Source organism: Neptuniibacter sp. 1_MG-2023 (genome assembly GCF_030547185.1).
In the GTDB taxonomy this organism is placed as follows: Bacteria; Pseudomonadota; Gammaproteobacteria; order Pseudomonadales; family Balneatricaceae; genus Neptuniibacter.
The window spans coordinates 208,357-227,467 of sequence record NZ_JAUOQR010000005.1; the positions used below are offsets into that span (position 1 = coordinate 208,357).

At 42.2% G+C, this 19,111-nt stretch carries 14 protein-coding genes; 2 read left to right on the forward strand and 12 right to left on the reverse strand.

Annotation, left to right across the window (positions count from 1 at the left end):
• The first annotated feature begins 162 nt into the window (after positions 1-162).
• Positions 163-312, forward strand: a complete 150-nt coding sequence (locus tag Q4492_RS08320) for a hypothetical protein (RefSeq protein WP_156473660.1) — start codon at positions 163-165, stop codon at positions 310-312.
• A gap of 91 nt (positions 313-403) precedes the next feature.
• Here Q4492_RS08320 and recD read toward each other — a convergent pair whose 3' ends face one another.
• The 9 genes from recD to ttcA form a co-directional block, all read right to left on the reverse strand.
• Positions 404-2,251, reverse strand: a complete 1,848-nt coding sequence (gene recD / locus Q4492_RS08325; RefSeq protein ID WP_303416859.1) for an exodeoxyribonuclease V subunit alpha — start codon at positions 2,249-2,251, stop codon at positions 404-406.
• Positions 2,248-5,808: an exodeoxyribonuclease V subunit beta gene (gene recB / locus Q4492_RS08330; protein ID WP_303416861.1), complete on the reverse strand. Its 3,561-nt coding sequence runs from the start codon at positions 5,806-5,808 to the stop codon at positions 2,248-2,250. The genes recD and recB overlap by 4 nt, the downstream gene beginning before the upstream one ends.
• Positions 5,801-9,100, reverse strand: coding sequence for an exodeoxyribonuclease V subunit gamma (gene recC, locus Q4492_RS08335; RefSeq protein ID WP_303416863.1), 3,300 nt, complete (start codon positions 9,098-9,100; stop codon positions 5,801-5,803). Before recC ends, recB begins: the two co-directional genes overlap by 8 nt.
• Before the next feature lie 218 nt (positions 9,101-9,318).
• On the reverse strand, positions 9,319-9,531 hold the full coding sequence (locus Q4492_RS08340; protein WP_303416865.1) for a hypothetical protein: 213 nt from the start codon (positions 9,529-9,531) through the stop codon (positions 9,319-9,321).
• Between the two features lie 47 nt (positions 9,532-9,578).
• A complete protein-coding gene (locus Q4492_RS08345) occupies positions 9,579-10,625 on the reverse strand; it encodes a diguanylate cyclase (RefSeq protein ID WP_303416866.1) in 1,047 nt (348 codons plus the stop codon).
• Between the two features lie 272 nt (positions 10,626-10,897).
• Entirely contained in the window at positions 10,898-11,683 is a 786-nt protein-coding gene (locus tag Q4492_RS08350; protein ID WP_303416868.1) for a class II glutamine amidotransferase, read from the reverse strand.
• Between the two features lie 7 nt (positions 11,684-11,690).
• On the reverse strand, positions 11,691-12,860 hold the full coding sequence (locus Q4492_RS08355; protein WP_303416870.1) for an MFS transporter: 1,170 nt from the start codon (positions 12,858-12,860) through the stop codon (positions 11,691-11,693).
• Complete coding sequence (locus tag Q4492_RS08360) at positions 12,860-13,840, reverse strand: GlxA family transcriptional regulator (protein WP_303416871.1); 981 nt, start codon at positions 13,838-13,840, stop codon at positions 12,860-12,862. Before Q4492_RS08360 ends, Q4492_RS08355 begins: the two co-directional genes overlap by 1 nt.
• Positions 13,841-13,972: 132 nt before the next feature.
• Entirely contained in the window at positions 13,973-14,938 is a 966-nt protein-coding gene (gene ttcA / locus Q4492_RS08365) for a tRNA 2-thiocytidine(32) synthetase TtcA (protein WP_303416906.1), read from the reverse strand.
• Between the two features lie 173 nt (positions 14,939-15,111).
• Between ttcA and Q4492_RS08370 the strand changes: the two genes are divergently transcribed.
• Complete coding sequence (locus Q4492_RS08370; RefSeq protein ID WP_303416873.1) at positions 15,112-15,597, forward strand: DUF302 domain-containing protein; 486 nt, start codon at positions 15,112-15,114, stop codon at positions 15,595-15,597.
• Positions 15,598-15,631: 34 nt separating this feature from the next.
• Here the strand turns inward: Q4492_RS08370 and Q4492_RS08375 are convergent, their stop codons facing one another.
• Genes Q4492_RS08375 through recQ form a run of 3 tightly spaced genes read right to left on the reverse strand, consistent with a single transcriptional unit; the run spans position 15,632 to position 18,986 of the window.
• Positions 15,632-16,414, reverse strand: coding sequence for a hypothetical protein (locus Q4492_RS08375; protein ID WP_303416874.1), 783 nt, complete (start codon positions 16,412-16,414; stop codon positions 15,632-15,634).
• Between the two features lie 32 nt (positions 16,415-16,446).
• Positions 16,447-16,866 (reverse strand): YqaA family protein, encoded by a 420-nt coding sequence (locus Q4492_RS08380; protein ID WP_303416876.1) that lies wholly within the window; start codon positions 16,864-16,866, stop codon positions 16,447-16,449.
• A complete protein-coding gene (gene recQ, locus Q4492_RS08385; RefSeq protein WP_303416878.1) occupies positions 16,863-18,986 on the reverse strand; it encodes a DNA helicase RecQ in 2,124 nt (707 codons plus the stop codon). The genes Q4492_RS08380 and recQ overlap by 4 nt, the downstream gene beginning before the upstream one ends.
• Between the last annotated feature and the right edge of the window lie 125 nt (positions 18,987-19,111).

Consider the following 19,111-nt stretch of genomic DNA (forward strand, 5'->3'; position numbering starts at 1 on the left):
AAGCTGTTTTAAAAACTTTTACGATGCTACAAAAAGAGATCTATCATTTAAGCTGAGACTTAATCATAGTTTTTTAGATCTTTCTTTTTGATAATAGTGATCTCGTTTAGGTTATACTGAAATTACGTTATAGCTGGTCCAATACCGGCTTAGGAGTAGGTTATGATGACATTTACCGTTCTTCTTGCTATTGCTGCTGGAATTATTATTCTGCAGCTTTGGGAAAATAGTAAAGCTAAAGTAAAACCGATTCGCATAGAAAGTCGTATGGATGAGTTAGAGCAACAAAGACGACACCATCGCGGCCGTTAAACGTTTGGTATTTCTTAAATAGATCTACATAAATTGCAGCTCAGATTGTATCAATCTGAGCCGTTTATTTATCACCTGTATGCCCTGTAGATTATTTCCACAATCTCAGAGCTAAACCTCCCGCTCTTTCCGTTCGCCTTTCCGTTGCTAGTAATAAAACAGATTCAGTTGCAATAATATCCAACACCTTTTTGGCACGGGTAACGCCGGTGTACAACAACTCCCTACTTAATAAAGGACTGTCAGTTGGTGGTAATACCATCATCACCCGCTCAAACTCAGAACCCTGACTTTTATGGATCGTCATTGCAAATACAGTGTCATGCTCAGGTAAACGACTGGGCAATACTGATCTCAGCTCTCCACTCTCTTCAAACCAAACTTTTAGACGACCAGTATCATCAAAAGCAGCGACACCTATATCACCATTAAACAGAGAAAGAGAGGTATCATTTCGAGTGATCATAATAGGACGGCCTGGATACCATCCCCCCTCTTCCTTAATCAAGCCTCGCTCTCGCAGTCCGGTATAAATACGATCATTAAGACCTTCCACTCCATAAGCACCCTGACGACGTGCGCATAAAAGCTGGAAGCGCGTCATGTTAACTAATAACTGTTGTGGATTGCCTCCAGAGAAAAGGCCTTTAAAGAGTTCGGCATAAATATCGACACAAGTGTTGATCATAGCCTCATAGCTATCTTGCGACAGGTAGTGATAATTAAGATCACTATAACCCGCTTTAATCACGGCTTTTACATCAGTACAACAACCCGCATTGACGGCCCTTGCTAAATAACCGATACCACTTTGATCATCAAAGCGATAACTTTTATGTAACATTGCTAGGCTATCCGAAAATGTACTACTAGCCCCTACAGGCAAAGGTTGTGCTAACTGGCAAAGCTTATTCAGCTGAGAAGATTGCTGTGCCGAATAATAAAGCTTATCCGGCCAACTACAGATATCGCCTAAAACACTACCCGCTTCAACCGACGCTAACTGATCACGATCTCCCAGCAAGACTAAACGTGCGGAAGCAGGCAAGGCTCTAAGCAAACGAGACATCATTGGTAGATCAACCATCGAGGCTTCATCTAACACTAAAAGGTCGAGGTGTAAGGGGTTTTCTGCATCATGCCGAAAACGGATACTATTAGGAATAACCCCCAACAAACGGTGCAGAGTACTCGCTTCTGATGGTATTTCAGCTTTTAATTGAGGCTCAAGATCCAATTTATGCTTAGCACTAGAAATAGATTCAGCTAAACGCGCAGCCGCTTTACCTGTAGGCGCTGCAAGTTGAATAGTAAAACTATCCCCTTTTGCTTTCTGTTGCTCAATATAAAGCGCGAGCAGTTTAATAACAGTCGTTGTCTTGCCTGTGCCCGGGCCACCACTGATAACAGAGAAACGTTTTTGTACTGCTAATGCAGCCGCCACTTTCTGCCAGTCAATCTCTTCCGTATTTTCGGTGGGAAAGTAACTTCTTAACCCGGCTTGCAGCAGAACCTCATCGGTTTCAATCGAGACTGCACGCAGTATCAACGCCTCAGCAACCGAACACTCGTATTGCCAATAGCGATAAAGATAAAACCTTTCTTTATCAAGAACTAGAGGGGTAACAGGTTCGCCAGAACCTAGTACTAATTCATCTAGTTCAACACGTGACCAATCTATCTTTATCAACAGATCGCTGATTTCATCCGGCCAATAATCTTGGGGAGATTGAAGCCGAGAAAGAGGTAAACAAACATTACCTGTCGCCAGCTCATAACTAACCAAAGCGGATAATAAGATATTCTCTGGAGAGTAAACGATTTTATCCGATAAAAAATGGGCTAACTGATAATCAACTGAGCGGATATAACCTAAGCCAACCCATCGTTTAAGTTGAAAAAGGTAGTTATCTTTCTGGTCATCGACTGGGTTCATCATAACGCGTTACCTCCCAAGCCTTCACCTGAAAATAGTTGATCCAGTGCTTCAATTAAAGCCTGCTCAGGACGACAATTAAAAATCCCTGAGTTATCCGCCAAAGGACCGATCCCCCTCAGAAATAAGTAATAAACACCTCCAAAATGGCGCTCATAATTATAATCAGGAATACGCTGTTTCAATAAGCGATGTACAGCCAAGGTATACAGTAGATATTGCAGGTCATATCTATGCTCGATCATAGCCTCGTTTAGCGAGGTTTGGTTATAACAACCGCTCTCATAACCGAGATGATTCGATTTATAATCGACTATGTAATATCGCTCTCCATCACGAAAGATCAGATCAATGAAGCCTTTAAGCATGCCTCTTAAAGGCTCAAATGATAAAGGCTTAGCTTTGGCTGAAAGAGGATCGTACTTGCGAATAAGCACCTCTAAATCAGAGACTGTCACCCTATCAGCCCTGAGCATAAACTCCATCTCAACTAATCGATCAGAATCAGCAACACCGCCTAGCTTCAAACCGTTACTCGTCAAATCAGTCGTCAATATATCGGTAATCAGCTGCTCAATAACCGGCAACCATTCCACTTCATAACCGGCCAATACCAATTGATCGCTTATCTGTTGAGAAAATCCCTCGTCTAACAAACCGCCAGACTGAGTCTGCGCGTGGATAAACGCGGGAAAACTAATCTCTTCAAAAATACCGTGTAAAAAGGTTCCTGCATTTGCCCCTTTAGGGAAAGTGAAAATATTACGGCCTTCAGGTATATCTACTTCGACAAGCTGAGTAGCCTCATCCACCACCTCAAGATCCAAGCCAGGCAGATCGGGTATATAAGCCGTGCTATGACGGCTAAGAGCAGAATAACTGCTGACACGCCACTCTCGATCAATACTCCCTGTAAACATCTGCGCTGCTAACCTTGGATTTACTACATCATCCGCCGTAAATAGATCTTTTTGAACACCATGATCCGGTGGAACAACCACCTCTATAGCGGGAGAGCATAAGGCTAACTCAGATAAAGCCTCTTCCAGTGAGCGGCCAGATTGGAGCAATAAATACCCTAAGGCACTGTCTTTTAGACGGGATGCTTTACTATTACCAGTACGTATATCGCTCACACCGACATAACAACGATAAACCGAACGGGTCAATGCCACGTAGAGCAACCTTAACTCCTCAGCTAAACGCTCCTTATCTGCTTGCTCAAGCGCCGCTGCGTTTTTACCCATATCCAAAATGGATTGTCCATTTTCATCATGATAAAGGGCAGTTTTAGCTTCTCTAAAACTGCAAGCAAAAGGCAAAAACACAATGGGATATTCTAAGCCTTTTGACTTATGAACCGTCACGATGGTAACTAAGTTTCGTTCACTTTCAAGGCGTAAGATTTGATCATCATTGGCACTAGAAGGATTGCTAATCTGCTCATTAAACCAACGCAGTAATCCAAGCGTACCCTCTAACTGACTGCTAGCCTGCTGCAATAACTCAGCTAGATGCAATAGATTGGTTAATCGCCTTTCACCTGAGGCTTGTTGTAATGTTTTAGCCGCCAAATTCCGCTGATGCAAAAGCTGGGTAAGCATAGGTAATACCCCCCGCTTTAACCATAGATCACGATAGCCAGTAAATTCAGTAACAACCTGTTCCCAGAGATTTTCATCATGGTTGAGAGCATCAAGTTGCACTATATCCAGTTGCAATAACTCGGTCGCAAGCGCAGCTTTTAAAGTACGTTCCTTTTGCGGTGTTTCAACTGCAGCTAAAATTAACGACAGCTCTAACGCTTCGATAGAAGTAAAAATAGAATCTTGGTTACTTAAATAAACAGAGGGGTGCTCATACACCGCCAGTGCACGACGCACCTCTTCTGCTTCAAAACGATCACGTACTAATACAGCAATATCTGACCCTTCAATCTGTCGCTCATCAATAGTCACGTCAGAATTAAGTAAGCGGTCAATCTCAGCGGCGGTACTTTGAGCAAATGTAGTTAGATACTGCCCTTTCTTTAAGGGAGTTTCCTCTGGATGACACCAAAACGTAAGAGCTGCCGGTTTATGCTCTTGTAGCTTAAGCTTTTTAGCCCCTTTATCCGCCGCTTTTACTGGATAAAATGGAATATCTTCATCATAAATAAATGCAGAATCCGCAAACTCAAATAACTTGTTAACCCCATCAACCATTGCTTGAGTCGAACGCCAATTAGTATCTAAGGTATAAGTTTCTTTCACTGAACGCCGTGCTTGTATATAGGTGAAAATATCCGCACCACGAAAAGCATAAATAGCCTGTTTAGGATCACCGATCATCACCAATGCTGTATTAGATTGATCCGCATATAAAGATGAAAAAATACCGTACTGAAGTGGATCTGTATCTTGAAACTCATCAATCATCGCAACAGGAAATTGCTGATTAATTGCAGTAGAGAGCGCACTGCCTTTTTCAGATCGAAGCGCATCACTTAAATCCGTCAGCAGATCATTAAATGTTTGTAACTGATACTGTTTCTTAGCTTGCTGTAAACGCTCACTGACCTCTTGCAGTGCTCGCCCTAATAATATCTCTCTGATAGGCAAAGGCTGAGAGAGTAAAGCATCTAATTCCACAAATAATGGGTGCTGTGGCGCCTCACCTTTATCTGTTTTTTCATTAAGCACTGTTTGGGTGAACCGCTTCATCACCTTCAACAAGCTTGAATTAGGTTCTAACTGTTCAGATGCCGCATACTGATCGATTTGCGCGAGCCATTTAGGCACACTCGCTTTGGTATAACTCCGCTTATTGACACCTGAGGCCTGAATTAAAGCGATAAGGTCATTATCATTTGCTAACCAAGACTGTTTGAAATGATTCAACGCCTCTAAACGTTCATCATAGGCCTCCTGTAAAGAGGCCCCAGACAGATCCGGTTCAACCTTTAAATCTGTATGGTTCAGCAGCCCTCGCAGCTGAGACATTAACTCATCAGGTCCTTTCCAACATTCTGATAAGACTAACTCAGTTAAATCATTATTAAGTGGATAGATGGTGTTGCGCCAAAAATCGACAACCGCACTACGAATCAAGCTCTGATCATCTTTTGTTAGTTCGTTATCAAACAATGAACCACTTTCAAAAGCATGACGTTTTAGCATCCTCTGGCAAAAACCATGGATCGTAAAAATAGCAGCCTCATCCATCTGACGAATCGCCTGCTCAAGCAATTTAATTGCTTGAGCATGATCAGCTGATTGCTGCTTTAATGCGATTAGAAAGGGATCGGATATATCTTTATTTGCCTGCAAAAATGCGGAACGCGCATCCACAATTCGACTACGAATACGGTCTCTTAACTCTTCGGTGGCGGCTTCAGTAAAAGTTACAACCAGAATTTGATCTGGACCTAAAGGCTTATCATTAATATTGCCTAAGCCTAAAAGGAGCCGTAAGTACAAGGCCGTAATAGTATAAGTTTTTCCCGTTCCTGCACTTGCTTCAATAAGCTGTTGCCCTTGAAGCGGGAAAGTTAATGGATCTAAAGGTAAAATATTACTCATCTTTACCCTCCTCCATGTAGTCGAGCATCGGAGCATAGATGGCCTCTGCTAAAGGCACAAAATGCTCCAAAAACTGCGCATAGTCAGGATAAGCTCGACGTATATAGGGATCATCTTGCAAACCTGCTTTATGACTACCCCCGTAAAACAGGGTTTCTATAGATGCTAAAGCTATATCAGGGTCTTTTTGATATTGCTTAAAGTACTCACGTGCGCTGTTAGCATCAAATGCTTGGGGTGCATTCATACCTTGTTGGTAAAACTCAACGATGGTTTTTAAATAAATATACGCTTGTTCTTTTTCTACAGCGCGGTAGTGAACTTTACCAGACAACCCTCGATATACGGTATTACGACACTGATCTGAAGACAAACACAACGCTAAATGCTCAACCCAGCTACCCAGACGATCACGAGCATTGATCTCAGCGGGTCGATAACGTAATAAGTGGGCTGGATAACAATGGTCTAGCCAGCCCTGTAAAAGTAAATTAGGAAAGGCTATCTTGACCTCTAAGCGTTGTGGTTCACCCTCACATAGAGGCAATAACTTGTGCGCTAATTCAGTACAGTCATGACGAATCCGAGCAAGCTTTAATTGGCCATTGGTTGCAACAGGCAAGGCGCCTTCTGCAAGTATGGTCTGATCTAACTGGTTAAGATCACCATCCGACAGTGCCGTTTCAAGATAACGTTGTTTAATTAAATAAGCTTGTAAACCATCCAGCGCAAAAGGCTCTTCATCTTGAGCTTTAACTTCATGATTAGCAAAAAACACTTTTAAACGTTGATTGAAAAAGCTGCGACAGGGATTCTTTAAAAAACTAATAATAGCATTAAGTTCAACCTGCTCTTGAGGCTCTTCAACTAAGGCATCGACATAAAAAGCAGAAGGCGCTTCGCTCTCTGCACTTGCCGCGGGTAACCACTCACGGGCATAACTAAATAACGACGATGACGAATCTTGTGGCAAAAAGTACACGGGGCTGAAGGGTACCATCGGATGCTGTTGAATCAAATGGGCTCTTAATTTCTCACCTGACTCACTCGTAGAAAGCGCTTGATCCCCCTCTAAAACATAGCTTTGTGTCACATAGTCTAATAATTCACTCACTAATACCGATGGAATTTTCTCATTATTATCTTTGATAGAGCGCCCCACAAAACTGATATATAAACAGGCTTGCGCAGATAAGAGCGCCTCTAAAAAAAGATACCGATCATCATCTCGGCGTGAACGATCTCCCCGTCGAGGGTAATCAGTCATTAAATCAAAGCCGACAGGTGGGATACTCCGCGGATAGGCTGAGTCATTCATCCCTAATAAACAAACCACAGAGAACGGAATAGAGCGCATAGGCATTAACGTACAGAAGTTAACAGCCCCCACCATAAAACGCTGAGACGAGCGCTGTTGATTAATTCCATTTATCAAATAATCAGCCATCACGGTAGAAGACAAGGGTAAAACATAGTTCGCATCGCTAAGCTGCTCTTGCAATGCTTGCAAGGTTTGTCTAATTCCATTCAGAGGTATTTCATCGGCTTCATCAGCACTATAAATGGCATCTAATAAACCATTAATAATATCAACCCACTCCGTAAGCTCATGTTCACCACTAAAGCTGTCTTTTACCTCGTCGAGAAGATCTATAAAATCAGCTAGCTTGCCTAAAAGTTCAGCTTCAAGACCTTCAATCTCCATATAAGGTGCAATATCTTGCCAATAACCAACCTCTTCCCCTAGCGCATAGCCTGCTAACATTCGACGCAAACCAAAACGCCAACTATTTTGTTCAAACAAGGGCAATTGCCATAAGCTTCGCTGTTCAGAATCCATCCCCCAACGGATATTAACCTGATCGACCCAGTACCTTAATCGCTGAAAGCTCGGCTCATCCAGATCAAAACGTCGCATAATTGCAGGCACTTCCAGCAATTCAAGAACATCCGATACGGTAAAGCGGCTACTATCGAGTTTTACGAGTTTCTCAAAACTTAGTAATAAAGGGTTTTCTTGGCGACTACTCCGATCAGATATGGAATAAGGGATATAGCGCTCAAAGGGTACGCTAGAAAAAACAGCATCAATATAAGGAGCATATTGAGCTACATCAGGCATCATAATGATTACATCGCGGGGTTTAAGATTAGGATCATTCTCAAACATAGCGAGTAATTGATCATGCAAGACTTCAACCTCTCGTAAAGCACTATGGCAGCTATGTACAATCAATGATTGGTCATCGCTTGTAATAGAGTGTTTATAAGAACTTGTGGAAGGATCTTCTGGAAACTGAGCAGGATTGTCTAAATCTAGGATGTCTTGTTGAATACTGCTAAGTAAACAATGTCTTTCAAGATCCGCAAAAGCATCAATCTCATCACCAACACTTTCACCAAGACAGTCTTGTAATTGATAAAGATAATCACGTCCAAGCTTACCCATAGAGGCAAGTAATGGATTACCTTCAGCATAGTCACTGTAATCAAGTTCAGGCTTACTGAACCAGCGTCGATTCATTCTAGCGATCTGTTTTTGATCAACAATATCCCCCCAGTAATAACGACAAGGATTGGTCACCATGAGGTGTACATCAATACGTTCGCCTAAGACTTGCAAAGCTTGAACATAATTCTGAGGCAGTGCAGAGATACCAAAGACAAATAAACGCTTAGGGAGTTTGTCTATATCACCAATGTTTCGTACCGACTCAACAAACGCACTGAACATATTTGCTCGGTGCCAATGAGGTTGACTTAACGCTTTAGTCTGCTGGGTTAATGCACGCCAAAGAATCGGTTGCCAAGGGTGACGCTCTGCGGCCAAAGAGCCGCCTTGCTCCCAATCAGCAACCCACTCGGGTCTATAGACGAGATATTGGTCAAAAATATCTGCAATTTTATTACATAACTGATAGAGCCTAAACCTAGACTCATCATCAGCTAGGTAGCTCCTAAGAGCAGAAAATTCATCTGTCTCCAATAGATCCGGTAGCAGTAACATCAACTTCCAACTCATCGCTTCCTTATTAAAAGCGGAGCGGGCAGGCACCCCTTCTAACACTTCGGAAAAACAGTGCCATAAAAAAGAGGCTGGCAGTGGAAAGTCCACAGATGCGGCAATACCAGATGATGCAGCCAGTTCCAATTTAAGCCACTGTGCCATGCCAGGGCTTTGCACTAAAATCTGCTCTGCACGAAAAGGGTCAGAAAGAGGGTCTCGTCGAATAAGTTCAACAAGTAGATCTTTCAATACAAGTAATGAGTTGGAATGATAAACCTGAAACATCCGTTTCCTGATTTAGTAATCGTTATGAGGAGTAATAGCTGTACTTTACTCAACTCAGATTTCTTTGTCAGGAAAAATCTCTATAAAGTCAGCGCATTAACCTTATAGACTTGAATCGCAGAGAATTGAAAACCTAACACTATTTACTTTTAACTCAGAACCACTAACGAAGTTAACCTGAATATTAAAAGGCGCTTAATAGCCGTTAAAGTAGGTAATTAAGGGGACGAAGTGGGGTCTTTTGATTCTACCTCTAATGCAGGCAAACTACCAAAGCCCTCTTTTTCCGACCAATAATCGCGCCCCTGCTCAACTCGAACAACCCCTTTAAAGCGCTGTTTAAGATATTCTACTGCGTCAGGTAGCGTATCAATATCACAGAGGATAACCCCACCGCGTTCATTGTCTGTAGAAAAAAGATAACTTTTCATCGTGCCTCCATGTAGGTAAGCGAATCATTACACAGAGCCAAGAAAGGTTAAACCGTTATAATGCAGTTTTTTCCTTGGCTTTTCGCTTTATACAACCCATCATCTGCGCGGGTCATAATACTTTGTACATTATCCCCTACAATATAAGAGGTTAAGCCGATGCTAACACTCACATTAAGCTTACCACTCGTTCCTTCAGGCAGTATAAATCGATAATTTTCTAAACTTTCTCGAATACGATTAGCAACCTTAACCGCCCCCTCAATATCAGTGGAAGGCAGTAAAACCGCAAACTCTTCTCCGCCATAACGATAGCCGCTATCAAGCCCCCGAAGCGAGGACTGAACCAAAGAGCCAAAGGTTTCTAAAACTTTATCTCCCATTAAATGACCAAAAGTGTCATTCAGCTTTTTAAAATCATCAAGATCGAAAAAACACAAGGTAAACTCATGATGATAACGTCGCGCTTCATCCAGCGTGGCTTCTAACTTCGTATAAAAATGTCGGGTATTATATAAGCCAGTTAGACTATCGGTCACACTTAACTCTTTATAAGTACGTTCCCGCTCAAGCAACTCAAACTCAGCAATTTTTCTAGCACTAACATTCTCGAGGGTTTCAATGGCGCCTATTAAATTTCCCTCAGGATCCATGATGCCTGCTGCAGTAAAGTGTAACCACTCACCATCAGATCCACACTCAGGGAAAAAATCCTCAGCTTCATATGCATCATCGATTAACGCAGAGCGTTTACATTTGTTGGTATAGTAGTGCTCAACATCTTCATATCGCCCCCCTTGAAGAATTAAATCAGCTAAACAAGGGCGCGGAGTTGAATAAAAGGGCTTCCAGTGATGCCCGGTTCCAATCATCTCTTCACGACTCAGCCCACTTAACTTTTCAAGTGCTGAATTCCAATGCAGAACCACATGGTTTTTATCAAGAACAAATGTGGGTAAAGCAATACGGTCAAATACTTGAACAAGTAATGAAGGGTCTGCCTTATCACAAAAAAATAAAGAGCTTTTTGTAGAAGATTTATCATTCAGCGCTGATTCTACAGAATGAGAGATAGATCTAACCTTGGAATCCATAATAATTAAGAGCACCTGCAGCGAAGCATATTAAGACAAACGTCATACAAGCGAAATAAGATATAAATAGGCCAACAACCCATTACAACCTTTACAACAACGCCACAAACATCATAAGTTGAAGTCCATTATCATGATTAAGGTAAGGTTAATCATTAACCTTGATCAAATATTATAACAATTGATCAATAATCAATCTCTTAGACTTATTACGCACTTGCAGCATAAAAAGGTAGTATAAGAAAAGTAGCCAATAAGTGTAGATCTCGATCTCAATCGTTCCAAAAAACCACTGGATCACAACGCTCTAAATAATTCCCACTCGAAAAGCAGAGAACAGAACCCGCAGTCATAGGCGTTGACTGAGGCAGAAGTGAATGGCTGGCAATAATTGCTATATCCGCATCGTTTTCAGTCATAATCGTCAGAGGGAGTGCACCGTTCAACTTAACGCTATCACCCGAAAACTGCTGATAAGCCAAAGGCTCAATATCTGAACTCAGGGAGGTATAAGAAAACATCATTTCGCCATCCCAATACATAAAATTATGTGGCCCTAACTTCTCTAATCGTCCTGCATAATCAGCCACCAGCGCTAACCTCATTTCATGATCAGGTCGGCTCTCTTTCCATAGTTTTCTTATACGCTCTTGTAACAAGCAAAAGGCCCGCTCTTGATCAGTACAACTGATCGGCCATTGATCGCCAATAGGAAAACGATCATTATTCACAATCCCAGGGAGATCGCCGACCATAGAAAACAGATGCGCACTCCCCCGCTGCGGACGAATAAAAGGCTGAATATCAACGGTTTCAATAGGAGCATTGGGATAAAGTACCGCAGCCCAAAGATCAGAATAAGTATGCTCTAAGCCCCCCCCAAGCTTAAAAAGTTGCTCCAGTCGCTGTACATCATCGCGTCCTAAAGCCACCAGCCGGCTTGGGTTCATATCAGATATAGAACCAACCCCTAAACCTTCAAATCCGACAGACCCATGTAGCTGGACATTGATAGGTGATGAACTTAATACCGTCAGCAAAAGCGGGGAAGAACTCATTTTTACCTCAATTATTTACGACTTTACGCTGTTGACCAATATAGAAAATAACCCCTATAGACCATAACACTAGCGGCAATACGATCCAATTCATTGCTTGCCAACCTAATGTCATCTCTAACCAACCAGAAGATAATGCAGTAACTGCTACCATACCAAAAACAATGAACTCATTACTTGCTTGAGATTTAGCCTTCTCAGCGGGTTTATAGACTGTAGTAAACAACTGAGTCGCGCTAATAAACATAAAATTCCACCCAATACCTAGACAGAGTAACGCAGTCCAAAAATGCCATTCACTAACACCGGTAAGGTTTATGCCTATACAGGCCAGCATAAATAAGGCCCCTAAATGCATGATAGGATAGATACCAAAACGATTAATTAATCCCCCCGTAAAAAATGATGGCGCAAACATCCCAAGCACATGCCATTGAATAACCTGAGCCGCTTGAGGAAAGGTGAAACCACACCGAACCATGGCTAATGGTGTTGCAGTCATTAACAGGTTCATGACGACATAACTGACCATCGCAACAATCACTGCCACGATAAATACAGGCTGAGAGGCAATCTCTTTTAACGGCCGCTGGGGCGCATAAGTATTTTGTTCTTGCTCACATGGGAGCTCAGTAAAAAAGAGCATCAACAACGCTATAGTATAGAGTGCAAGTAAACCGATAAACGCCCCAACAAATTCAAACTCACCGAAATAGGTCTGGCTATAAATCGCTAACTGAGGGCCTACAATCGCAGCAAGTACACCACCAGCCATAACAAAAGATATCGCATTACTTTTCTGTTCATCCGCGCAGACTTCCACAGCAGCAAAGCGATATAAGGTACCAAACCCTATGCCAATACCGAGCAAAAATGTGCCTAATGAAAACAAGTAAAACAGGTCCGCGGTTAATGCAAAGATACATACAATAGAGCCTAAAATACCAACACAATTACCTAAATAGAATCCATTTTTACGCCCTATACGCTTCATAATTAAGGACGCTGGAATTGTCGCTGCCATTAAGCCTAAAAACTGAGTGGCGACGGGGAACGTTGCTAAACTGGGATTAACCGTTAGACTTTGACCAATCAACGCAACGACAGACACCAATAAAACATTGCCCGTTGTCAGCAGCGCTTGGCATACGGAGAGTAAAAAAACATTCTTATTCATTAATCTATCCCTACTTCGTTACTCAACGAGTATGTCCCAAAACGTTCTTTGTATTCCCGAGGGTTAACACCTAAGCGCCTCAAAAAAACACGTCTTAAATTATCAGCAGAGACAAATCCACAACGCTCAGCAACTTGTTGAAAACTGAGCCTCCCTTCACACACTAACTGTTGTGCTAAGTTCAAGCGACTACTCTCTATATAAGCCGCGGGCGAGCTCTCACAACTCTCTTTAAAAAGCCGAAAGAGATGTCGCTCACTAACGCAGCAGTACTCAGCTAACAGAGCCAATCCTAGGGATTTATCTAAGTTTTTTTGTATATAAGCCTGTGCTTTAGCCACAACCCCTGTGGCTTTATTCTGGGCATTTAATTGGGTACTAAATTGCGCCTGCCCGCCCGGACGTTTAACAAAAACCACCAGCTCACGAGCAACATCCATAGTAATCCCATGGCCAAAATCCTCTTCAACAAGCGCCAACGCTAAATCAATCCCCGATGTAACGCCTGCCGATGTATAAAGATTCCCTTGTTTAAGCCAGATAGCATCATTCTCAACCTCGATATCCTCATAGTTTTTATCGAGTAAAGAGCAAGACTTCCAATGTGTGACCGCTTTCTTACCTTTGAGCAATCCAGCTTCCGCTAATAGAAAAGCGCCACTACAAACCGAAGCAATTCGATTAACCCGCTTAGCACTCTGCTTTACCCAGTCAATAAGTTCATCATTATGGAGAAGGGTTTTAACCCCTCGCCCCCCTGATAACAATAAGGTATCCGCATCCATCAGATCAGAAAACGCTAAATCGGGTAAAATTTTCATACCAGAATTGGTACAAATGGGATGCGTATCTACACCAACAATTTTAAGTTGATACGCTTCATAACCTAGTGCCTGATTAGCCGAAGCAAACACTTGCAACGGCCCGGTCAGATCAAGAATCTGGCAATCCTGATAACCTAAAGCAACGATGATCTTCATAAGATACCTCCAATAAGATGGAGCCAGTATCTCTTAGAGGTGAAATGTCCTCAATGACTAATAACCGTCAATTTAGGACATTTACAAAAGTCCGTCACTTAGATAAGTAACGCGAAACGCCAAAAAATAGAACTACAACGACAGAAGATCAATCTTCTGTGGATTGTAAGATTGTACTGCTTCACTCGCATCTACCGGCATCTCAGGTTTAAAGGTTGGGGTTTCAGTTCCAGGTACTATACCGTGAGGGTAGCCCTGCTGAAGACCTTTAAAATCGAATAGTTCAGTGTCAGCCAAATGCGAAGGCACAACATGCTGTAAAGAGCGAAACATTGTTTCAATACGACCAGGGAAGTTTTTATCCCACGTTTGCAACATCTCTTTGATAACCTGACGTTGAAGATTTTCCTGCGAACCGCAAAGGTTACACGGAATAATAGGAAAACCTTTTAGTTCAGCATAAGCTTCTATATCTTTCTCTCGAGCATAAGCGAGAGGACGGATCACTGTATTTTTACCATCATCCGACACTAATTTTGGCGGCATCGTTTTTAATTTACCACCATAAAACATATTCAGGAAAAGGGTTTCCAAAATATCATCACGGTGATGGCCTAACGCAATTTTTGTCGCACCAATCTCTTCAGCAAAGCCATACAACGAACCTCGACGTAAACGAGAGCAAAGCGCACAGGTTGTTTTTCCTTCAGGTACAACCTCTTTCACAATCGAGTAGGTATCCCGCTCTAATATATGAAACGGCACGCCTATAGTTTCTAAATAAGCAGGTAAAACTTCTTCAGGAAAACCCGGTTGTTTTTGATCCAAGTTCACAGCGACCAACTCAAAATTAATCGGCGCACTACGTTGCAAGTTCATTAGGATATCAAGCATAGCGTATGAATCTTTACCGCCTGAGAGGCAGACCATCACTTTATCCCCTTCCTCAACCATATTGAAATCTTCAATAGCTTTACCCATCTCACGACGTAGTCGCTTCTGCAGCTTATTTTGACGGACTTTTAGCTTTTTCTGTTCGGCAGAATCAAGCTCAGCAGATGTAAGATTATGTATTTCAGGCGTACTATTTGAGTTCATTACTGACACGGCCATGGAACTGATTCAGTTCGGTTAGATTCAATTGAGATGAGCATCAATACTTTGATGGTCGCGAATTATACATCAACATTTTAAGTGATACACTTTCAAGGAATCCCTGCTATAAAGAAATATAAATAAACCTGTATCAGACATCTTAAGGCAAATTAATCATGAACCGTTTAGCCAGAAAAGTTATCCTCATCTGTTTTGCATTTACAATCACGACTTTAAGCCCAATGTCCATAGCTTCGCCGGTTTTTAAGTTAGAGATGGAAGGTGATTTTGAGGGAAATTACGATAAAATCAGTCAATCACTTGATGCCAATAAATTTTTTGTGATTTTTGAACCTAATATAGGTAGCTCTCTTAATCACTTTAAAGAACGCTGGGGTGATCAATATAACCAAAATGGCTATGAAGAGATTCAAAGCTTAGTATTTTGCAATCCTTGGTATGTTAATCAAATCCTTAATAAAGACCCTGAGATGGCTGCATTATGCCCTCTATCAGTAACCTTGCTACATAAAAACAGTAACACCACAGTGCTTTTTCTAAGACCTAGTCAACAGAAGCCAAGCAGCCCCGCCCAAGCCCTATTAATTGAACTTGAAAATGACATAGTCAACGCGCTCGAACAGGCACAATCAGCGGAATAAACAGTTATCGCTAAGCTAAGTAAAAAAAGGGGGGCTATTTTATCCAATTTATCTCTTTTGCTGTCTCATCACCCACCACAACATCCTCTAAGCTACTAGGAATAACCGAGAACCTTTTTTCAACAGGGATGCGCCCTCCCATAACTTCAGCTTGAAGTTGTGGCAGCAAAGGCGACAGATTTGGATCAGCGTAACCTTCAGGCCAAATGGGCTGGTTATTATGTAGATCATATTTATCCGTTGCACCAAGAGTATGTAATAGCTCATGGACGATAATAAAATCGTTTTGCCTTTGATAATCCTTACTGGCAAAACCATTAACGACACCCACCATCCCCTTTTGTAGACCAAGAGAATGCTCTAAAACCTGATGGTTTCGAGGAGAAAAGAGACGCAGATACACTTGCACATCAGCACTAGGTCCTTGCCAACTGTTATTGTTCCAAGCCCAATAGCGAAGATGAAGACTCCATATTACGCTCTCTAAAATACTGGATTGTTCAGGTGGTTTTGGTGGGTCTTTAGGTAAAGGGGGCGCTAGATAAACCTCAACGGGCTGATCTAAAACGATACCGTAGCGTTTTGCTTCACGGCTAACAAATTGTTCAATATCATCAAAATCTTTATCACTCAATCCGTTAATAAATTGCTGAGTATCTGCCCGTTGATCTGAATTAATAGGATAAATAACCACCCATAATGACTCCTGCCAATCCGTAGAACGAACCTGAGAGAGCCAAGCATTTAACGCCACAACCAATAGCACTAAGATTAAAATCGTTAATCTCAATTTACCCCATAGCGTTCGCTGTGACATGACTTAAGATCCTACTTTTTATCTAAACCGCTTTAAAACAAGCCAACAATAATCAGATAACGTACTGCTTTCCCTAGTGTAAGCATTAGTACACTTAAAATAAAAGCTGTTTTCAACCATCCGGCCATGAAACAGATAGGGTCTCCAATGATAGGTAACCAAGATAAAAGCAAAGAGAAGGCGCCGTACTTTTTTATCCAACTCTGGGCCTTCTGCTGACGCGGCTTATCAAAAACACGTAGCGGAAAATAGTGCGCTATCCCTCGCCCCATCAAGAAAGTAACAACACCACCTAATACATTTCCCGCCGTTACAGCTAGCCATAAACTGGTAGCACTATGTATGTTTTCATTTAGCTGCCAAGCTAACAAAACCTCAGAACCACCAGGTAATAAAGTAGCTGAAATAAAACCACTGATAAACAGTGCCGTTAAACTAAGCTCCTCACTCACAAGGCATCCATACTTGCTTTAATACAACGCAATACACCCATCTCATAAGCTCCGGCCAAAGCATCATAGACCGGCTTTAAAGCATGGCCATACTCGTGCTGACACTCTAAGATGACCTGTTCAATATTTTTGAATTCATTACTCGGTAATTCAATAACATCATCTACAGCCAACTCCTTTTTCAAAATAGACTGCGCTAGATGAGCATAAATAGCATTGGCAGATAGATGCTGCTGGCGTGCAACTTGATCAACGGTCATACCACTTTTATAAAGCAAAACCGATTCTTGAGCTTGGCTTGCAACCTCATCCTTACCACTACCCTCATGTTGCTCAATCACACTAATGAAATCAGCTCCATACAGATCTAACTTCCGTTCACCTACGCCATTTAAACGTCTAAACTGATCGGAGGTTTGTGGGCGATACATCACCATCTCCATCAACGTTGCATCATGGAAGATCACATAGGGCGGTACATCTTGTTCATCCGATAAACGCTTACGTGTAGCTTTAAGGTCATTCCATAAAGCATAATCGGCCGCTTCTAATTTACTTTGCGGTACTTGATTCTTACGATAAGGCGTATGCTGACGCTGATCTTTACGTAGCTGTATCCTCTCCTCACCTTTCAATAGGGGACGACAACGATCCGTTAAGTGTAAAACCCCGTGCTGATCAACATTCACACCTAAAAATCCACGTGCCACCAGTTGACGAAAAACCGAACGCCACTGGTTTCTATCTAAATCTTTACCTATACCCCAAGTAGATAGTTTCTGATGCTGAAAACGTTCAGTTTTATCATTAGGTTTACCCAATAATGTATCCACAACATGGTTTACACCAAAGCTCTGCCCTGAACGATAAACCGCAGATATAGCTTTACGCGCCGCATCCGTGCCATCCCATACAGGTACAGGCTCTAAACAAGTATCGCAATTTCCACAGGGAGCATGATCATCTTCCCCAAAATAGCTCAATAGGACTTGCCGACGACATGATGTTATTTCGCACAACCCCAGCATAGCTTCCAACTTTTGCTGCTCGACTATTTTCTGTTCCAGCGGCGCTTGTGAGCCTTCTAGCATTTGGCGTAGAAACATTACATCCTGCAAACCATAAACCATCCAAGCATCCGCAGGTAAACCATCACGTCCCGCACGGCCTGTTTCTTGATAATAAGCTTCGATACTTTTTGGTAGATCTAAGTGAGCAACAAAACGAACATTAGGTTTATCAATCCCCATACCAAATGCGATGGTTGCAACCATAATGATATTTTCTTCGGTCAGGAAACGATGCTGATTATGGCTACGCAGATCTGTTCTCAAACCGGCGTGGTAAGGTAGTGCATTAAACCCCTGCTCACTCAACCACTCAGCCGTATCCTCTACCCGTTTACGGGAAAGGCAATAAACAATGCCGGAATCTTTAGGATGCTCATTCTTTAAAAACTTAAGAAGTTGTTGCTTAGCTTTATCTTTCTGACCAATTCGATAACGAAGATTTGGCCGGTCAAAGCCTTGAATAAACTCAGCGGGTTCATGTAGTGCCAAACGGTGAACAATCTCTTGCTGGGTACGTTGATCAGCGGTTGCCGTTAATGCAATGCGAGGGACGCCCGTAAATAATTCTGCTAATCGGCTGAGTTGTAGGTATTCAGGCCTAAAATCATGACCCCATTGAGATACACAATGCGCTTCATCAATCGCAAACAGGGCGATAGGGCACTCTTGCAAGAGTGAGAGCGTTCTTGGCTGTAATAGACGTTCCGGCGCTATATAGAGAAGATCAAAACCACCCGCTCTTAACTGATGCTCTGTTTCATTGATTAAAGAAAAATCTAAGCTAGAATTCAAACAACCCGCTCTAATCCCCCACTGGGAGAGCGCGGTAACTTGATCTTGCATCAAGGCAATTAAAGGCGAGACAACCACCGCTGTTCCTGGACGAATCAGTGCTGGAAGTTGATAACAAAGGGACTTTCCTCCCCCTGTTGGCATAATAACCAGCGCATCGCTGCCATTAACCAGTGTCTCAACTATCTCAGCTTGAGGCTCACGGAACTGTTCGTAACCAAATACGTCTTTTAAGATCTGAAGGGCGCTAGAAATCATGCACGGATTATCCAGAAAGCTAGACAGCTTGTCACTCCAATTAGGTCATCTAGGACAAACAAAAAAGCTGCTAATTATTACTTAGCAGGCTAAAATCAACCTCATTATCTTTTATGGAATAGTTT

Coding starts and splice junctions, on each gene's coding strand:
- Q4492_RS08320 (WP_156473660.1), top strand. CDS start 163: ATGATGACATTTACCGTTCTTCTTGCTATTGCTGCTGGAATTATTATT.
- recD (WP_303416859.1), bottom strand. CDS start 2,251: ATGATGAACCCAGTCGATGACCAGAAAGATAACTACCTTTTTCAACTT.
- recB (WP_303416861.1), bottom strand. CDS start 5,808: ATGAGTAATATTTTACCTTTAGATCCATTAACTTTCCCGCTTCAAGGG.
- recC (WP_303416863.1), bottom strand. CDS start 9,100: ATGTTTCAGGTTTATCATTCCAACTCATTACTTGTATTGAAAGATCTA.
- Q4492_RS08340 (WP_303416865.1), bottom strand. CDS start 9,531: ATGAAAAGTTATCTTTTTTCTACAGACAATGAACGCGGTGGGGTTATC.
- Q4492_RS08345 (WP_303416866.1), bottom strand. CDS start 10,625: ATGGATTCCAAGGTTAGATCTATCTCTCATTCTGTAGAATCAGCGCTG.
- Q4492_RS08350 (WP_303416868.1), bottom strand. CDS start 11,683: ATGAGTTCTTCCCCGCTTTTGCTGACGGTATTAAGTTCATCACCTATC.
- Q4492_RS08355 (WP_303416870.1), bottom strand. CDS start 12,860: ATGAATAAGAATGTTTTTTTACTCTCCGTATGCCAAGCGCTGCTGACA.
- Q4492_RS08360 (WP_303416871.1), bottom strand. CDS start 13,840: ATGAAGATCATCGTTGCTTTAGGTTATCAGGATTGCCAGATTCTTGAT.
- ttcA (WP_303416906.1), bottom strand. CDS start 14,938: ATGAACTCAAATAGTACGCCTGAAATACATAATCTTACATCTGCTGAG.
- Q4492_RS08370 (WP_303416873.1), top strand. CDS start 15,112: ATGAACCGTTTAGCCAGAAAAGTTATCCTCATCTGTTTTGCATTTACA.
- Q4492_RS08375 (WP_303416874.1), bottom strand. CDS start 16,414: ATGTCACAGCGAACGCTATGGGGTAAATTGAGATTAACGATTTTAATC.
- recQ (WP_303416878.1), bottom strand. CDS start 18,986: ATGATTTCTAGCGCCCTTCAGATCTTAAAAGACGTATTTGGTTACGAA.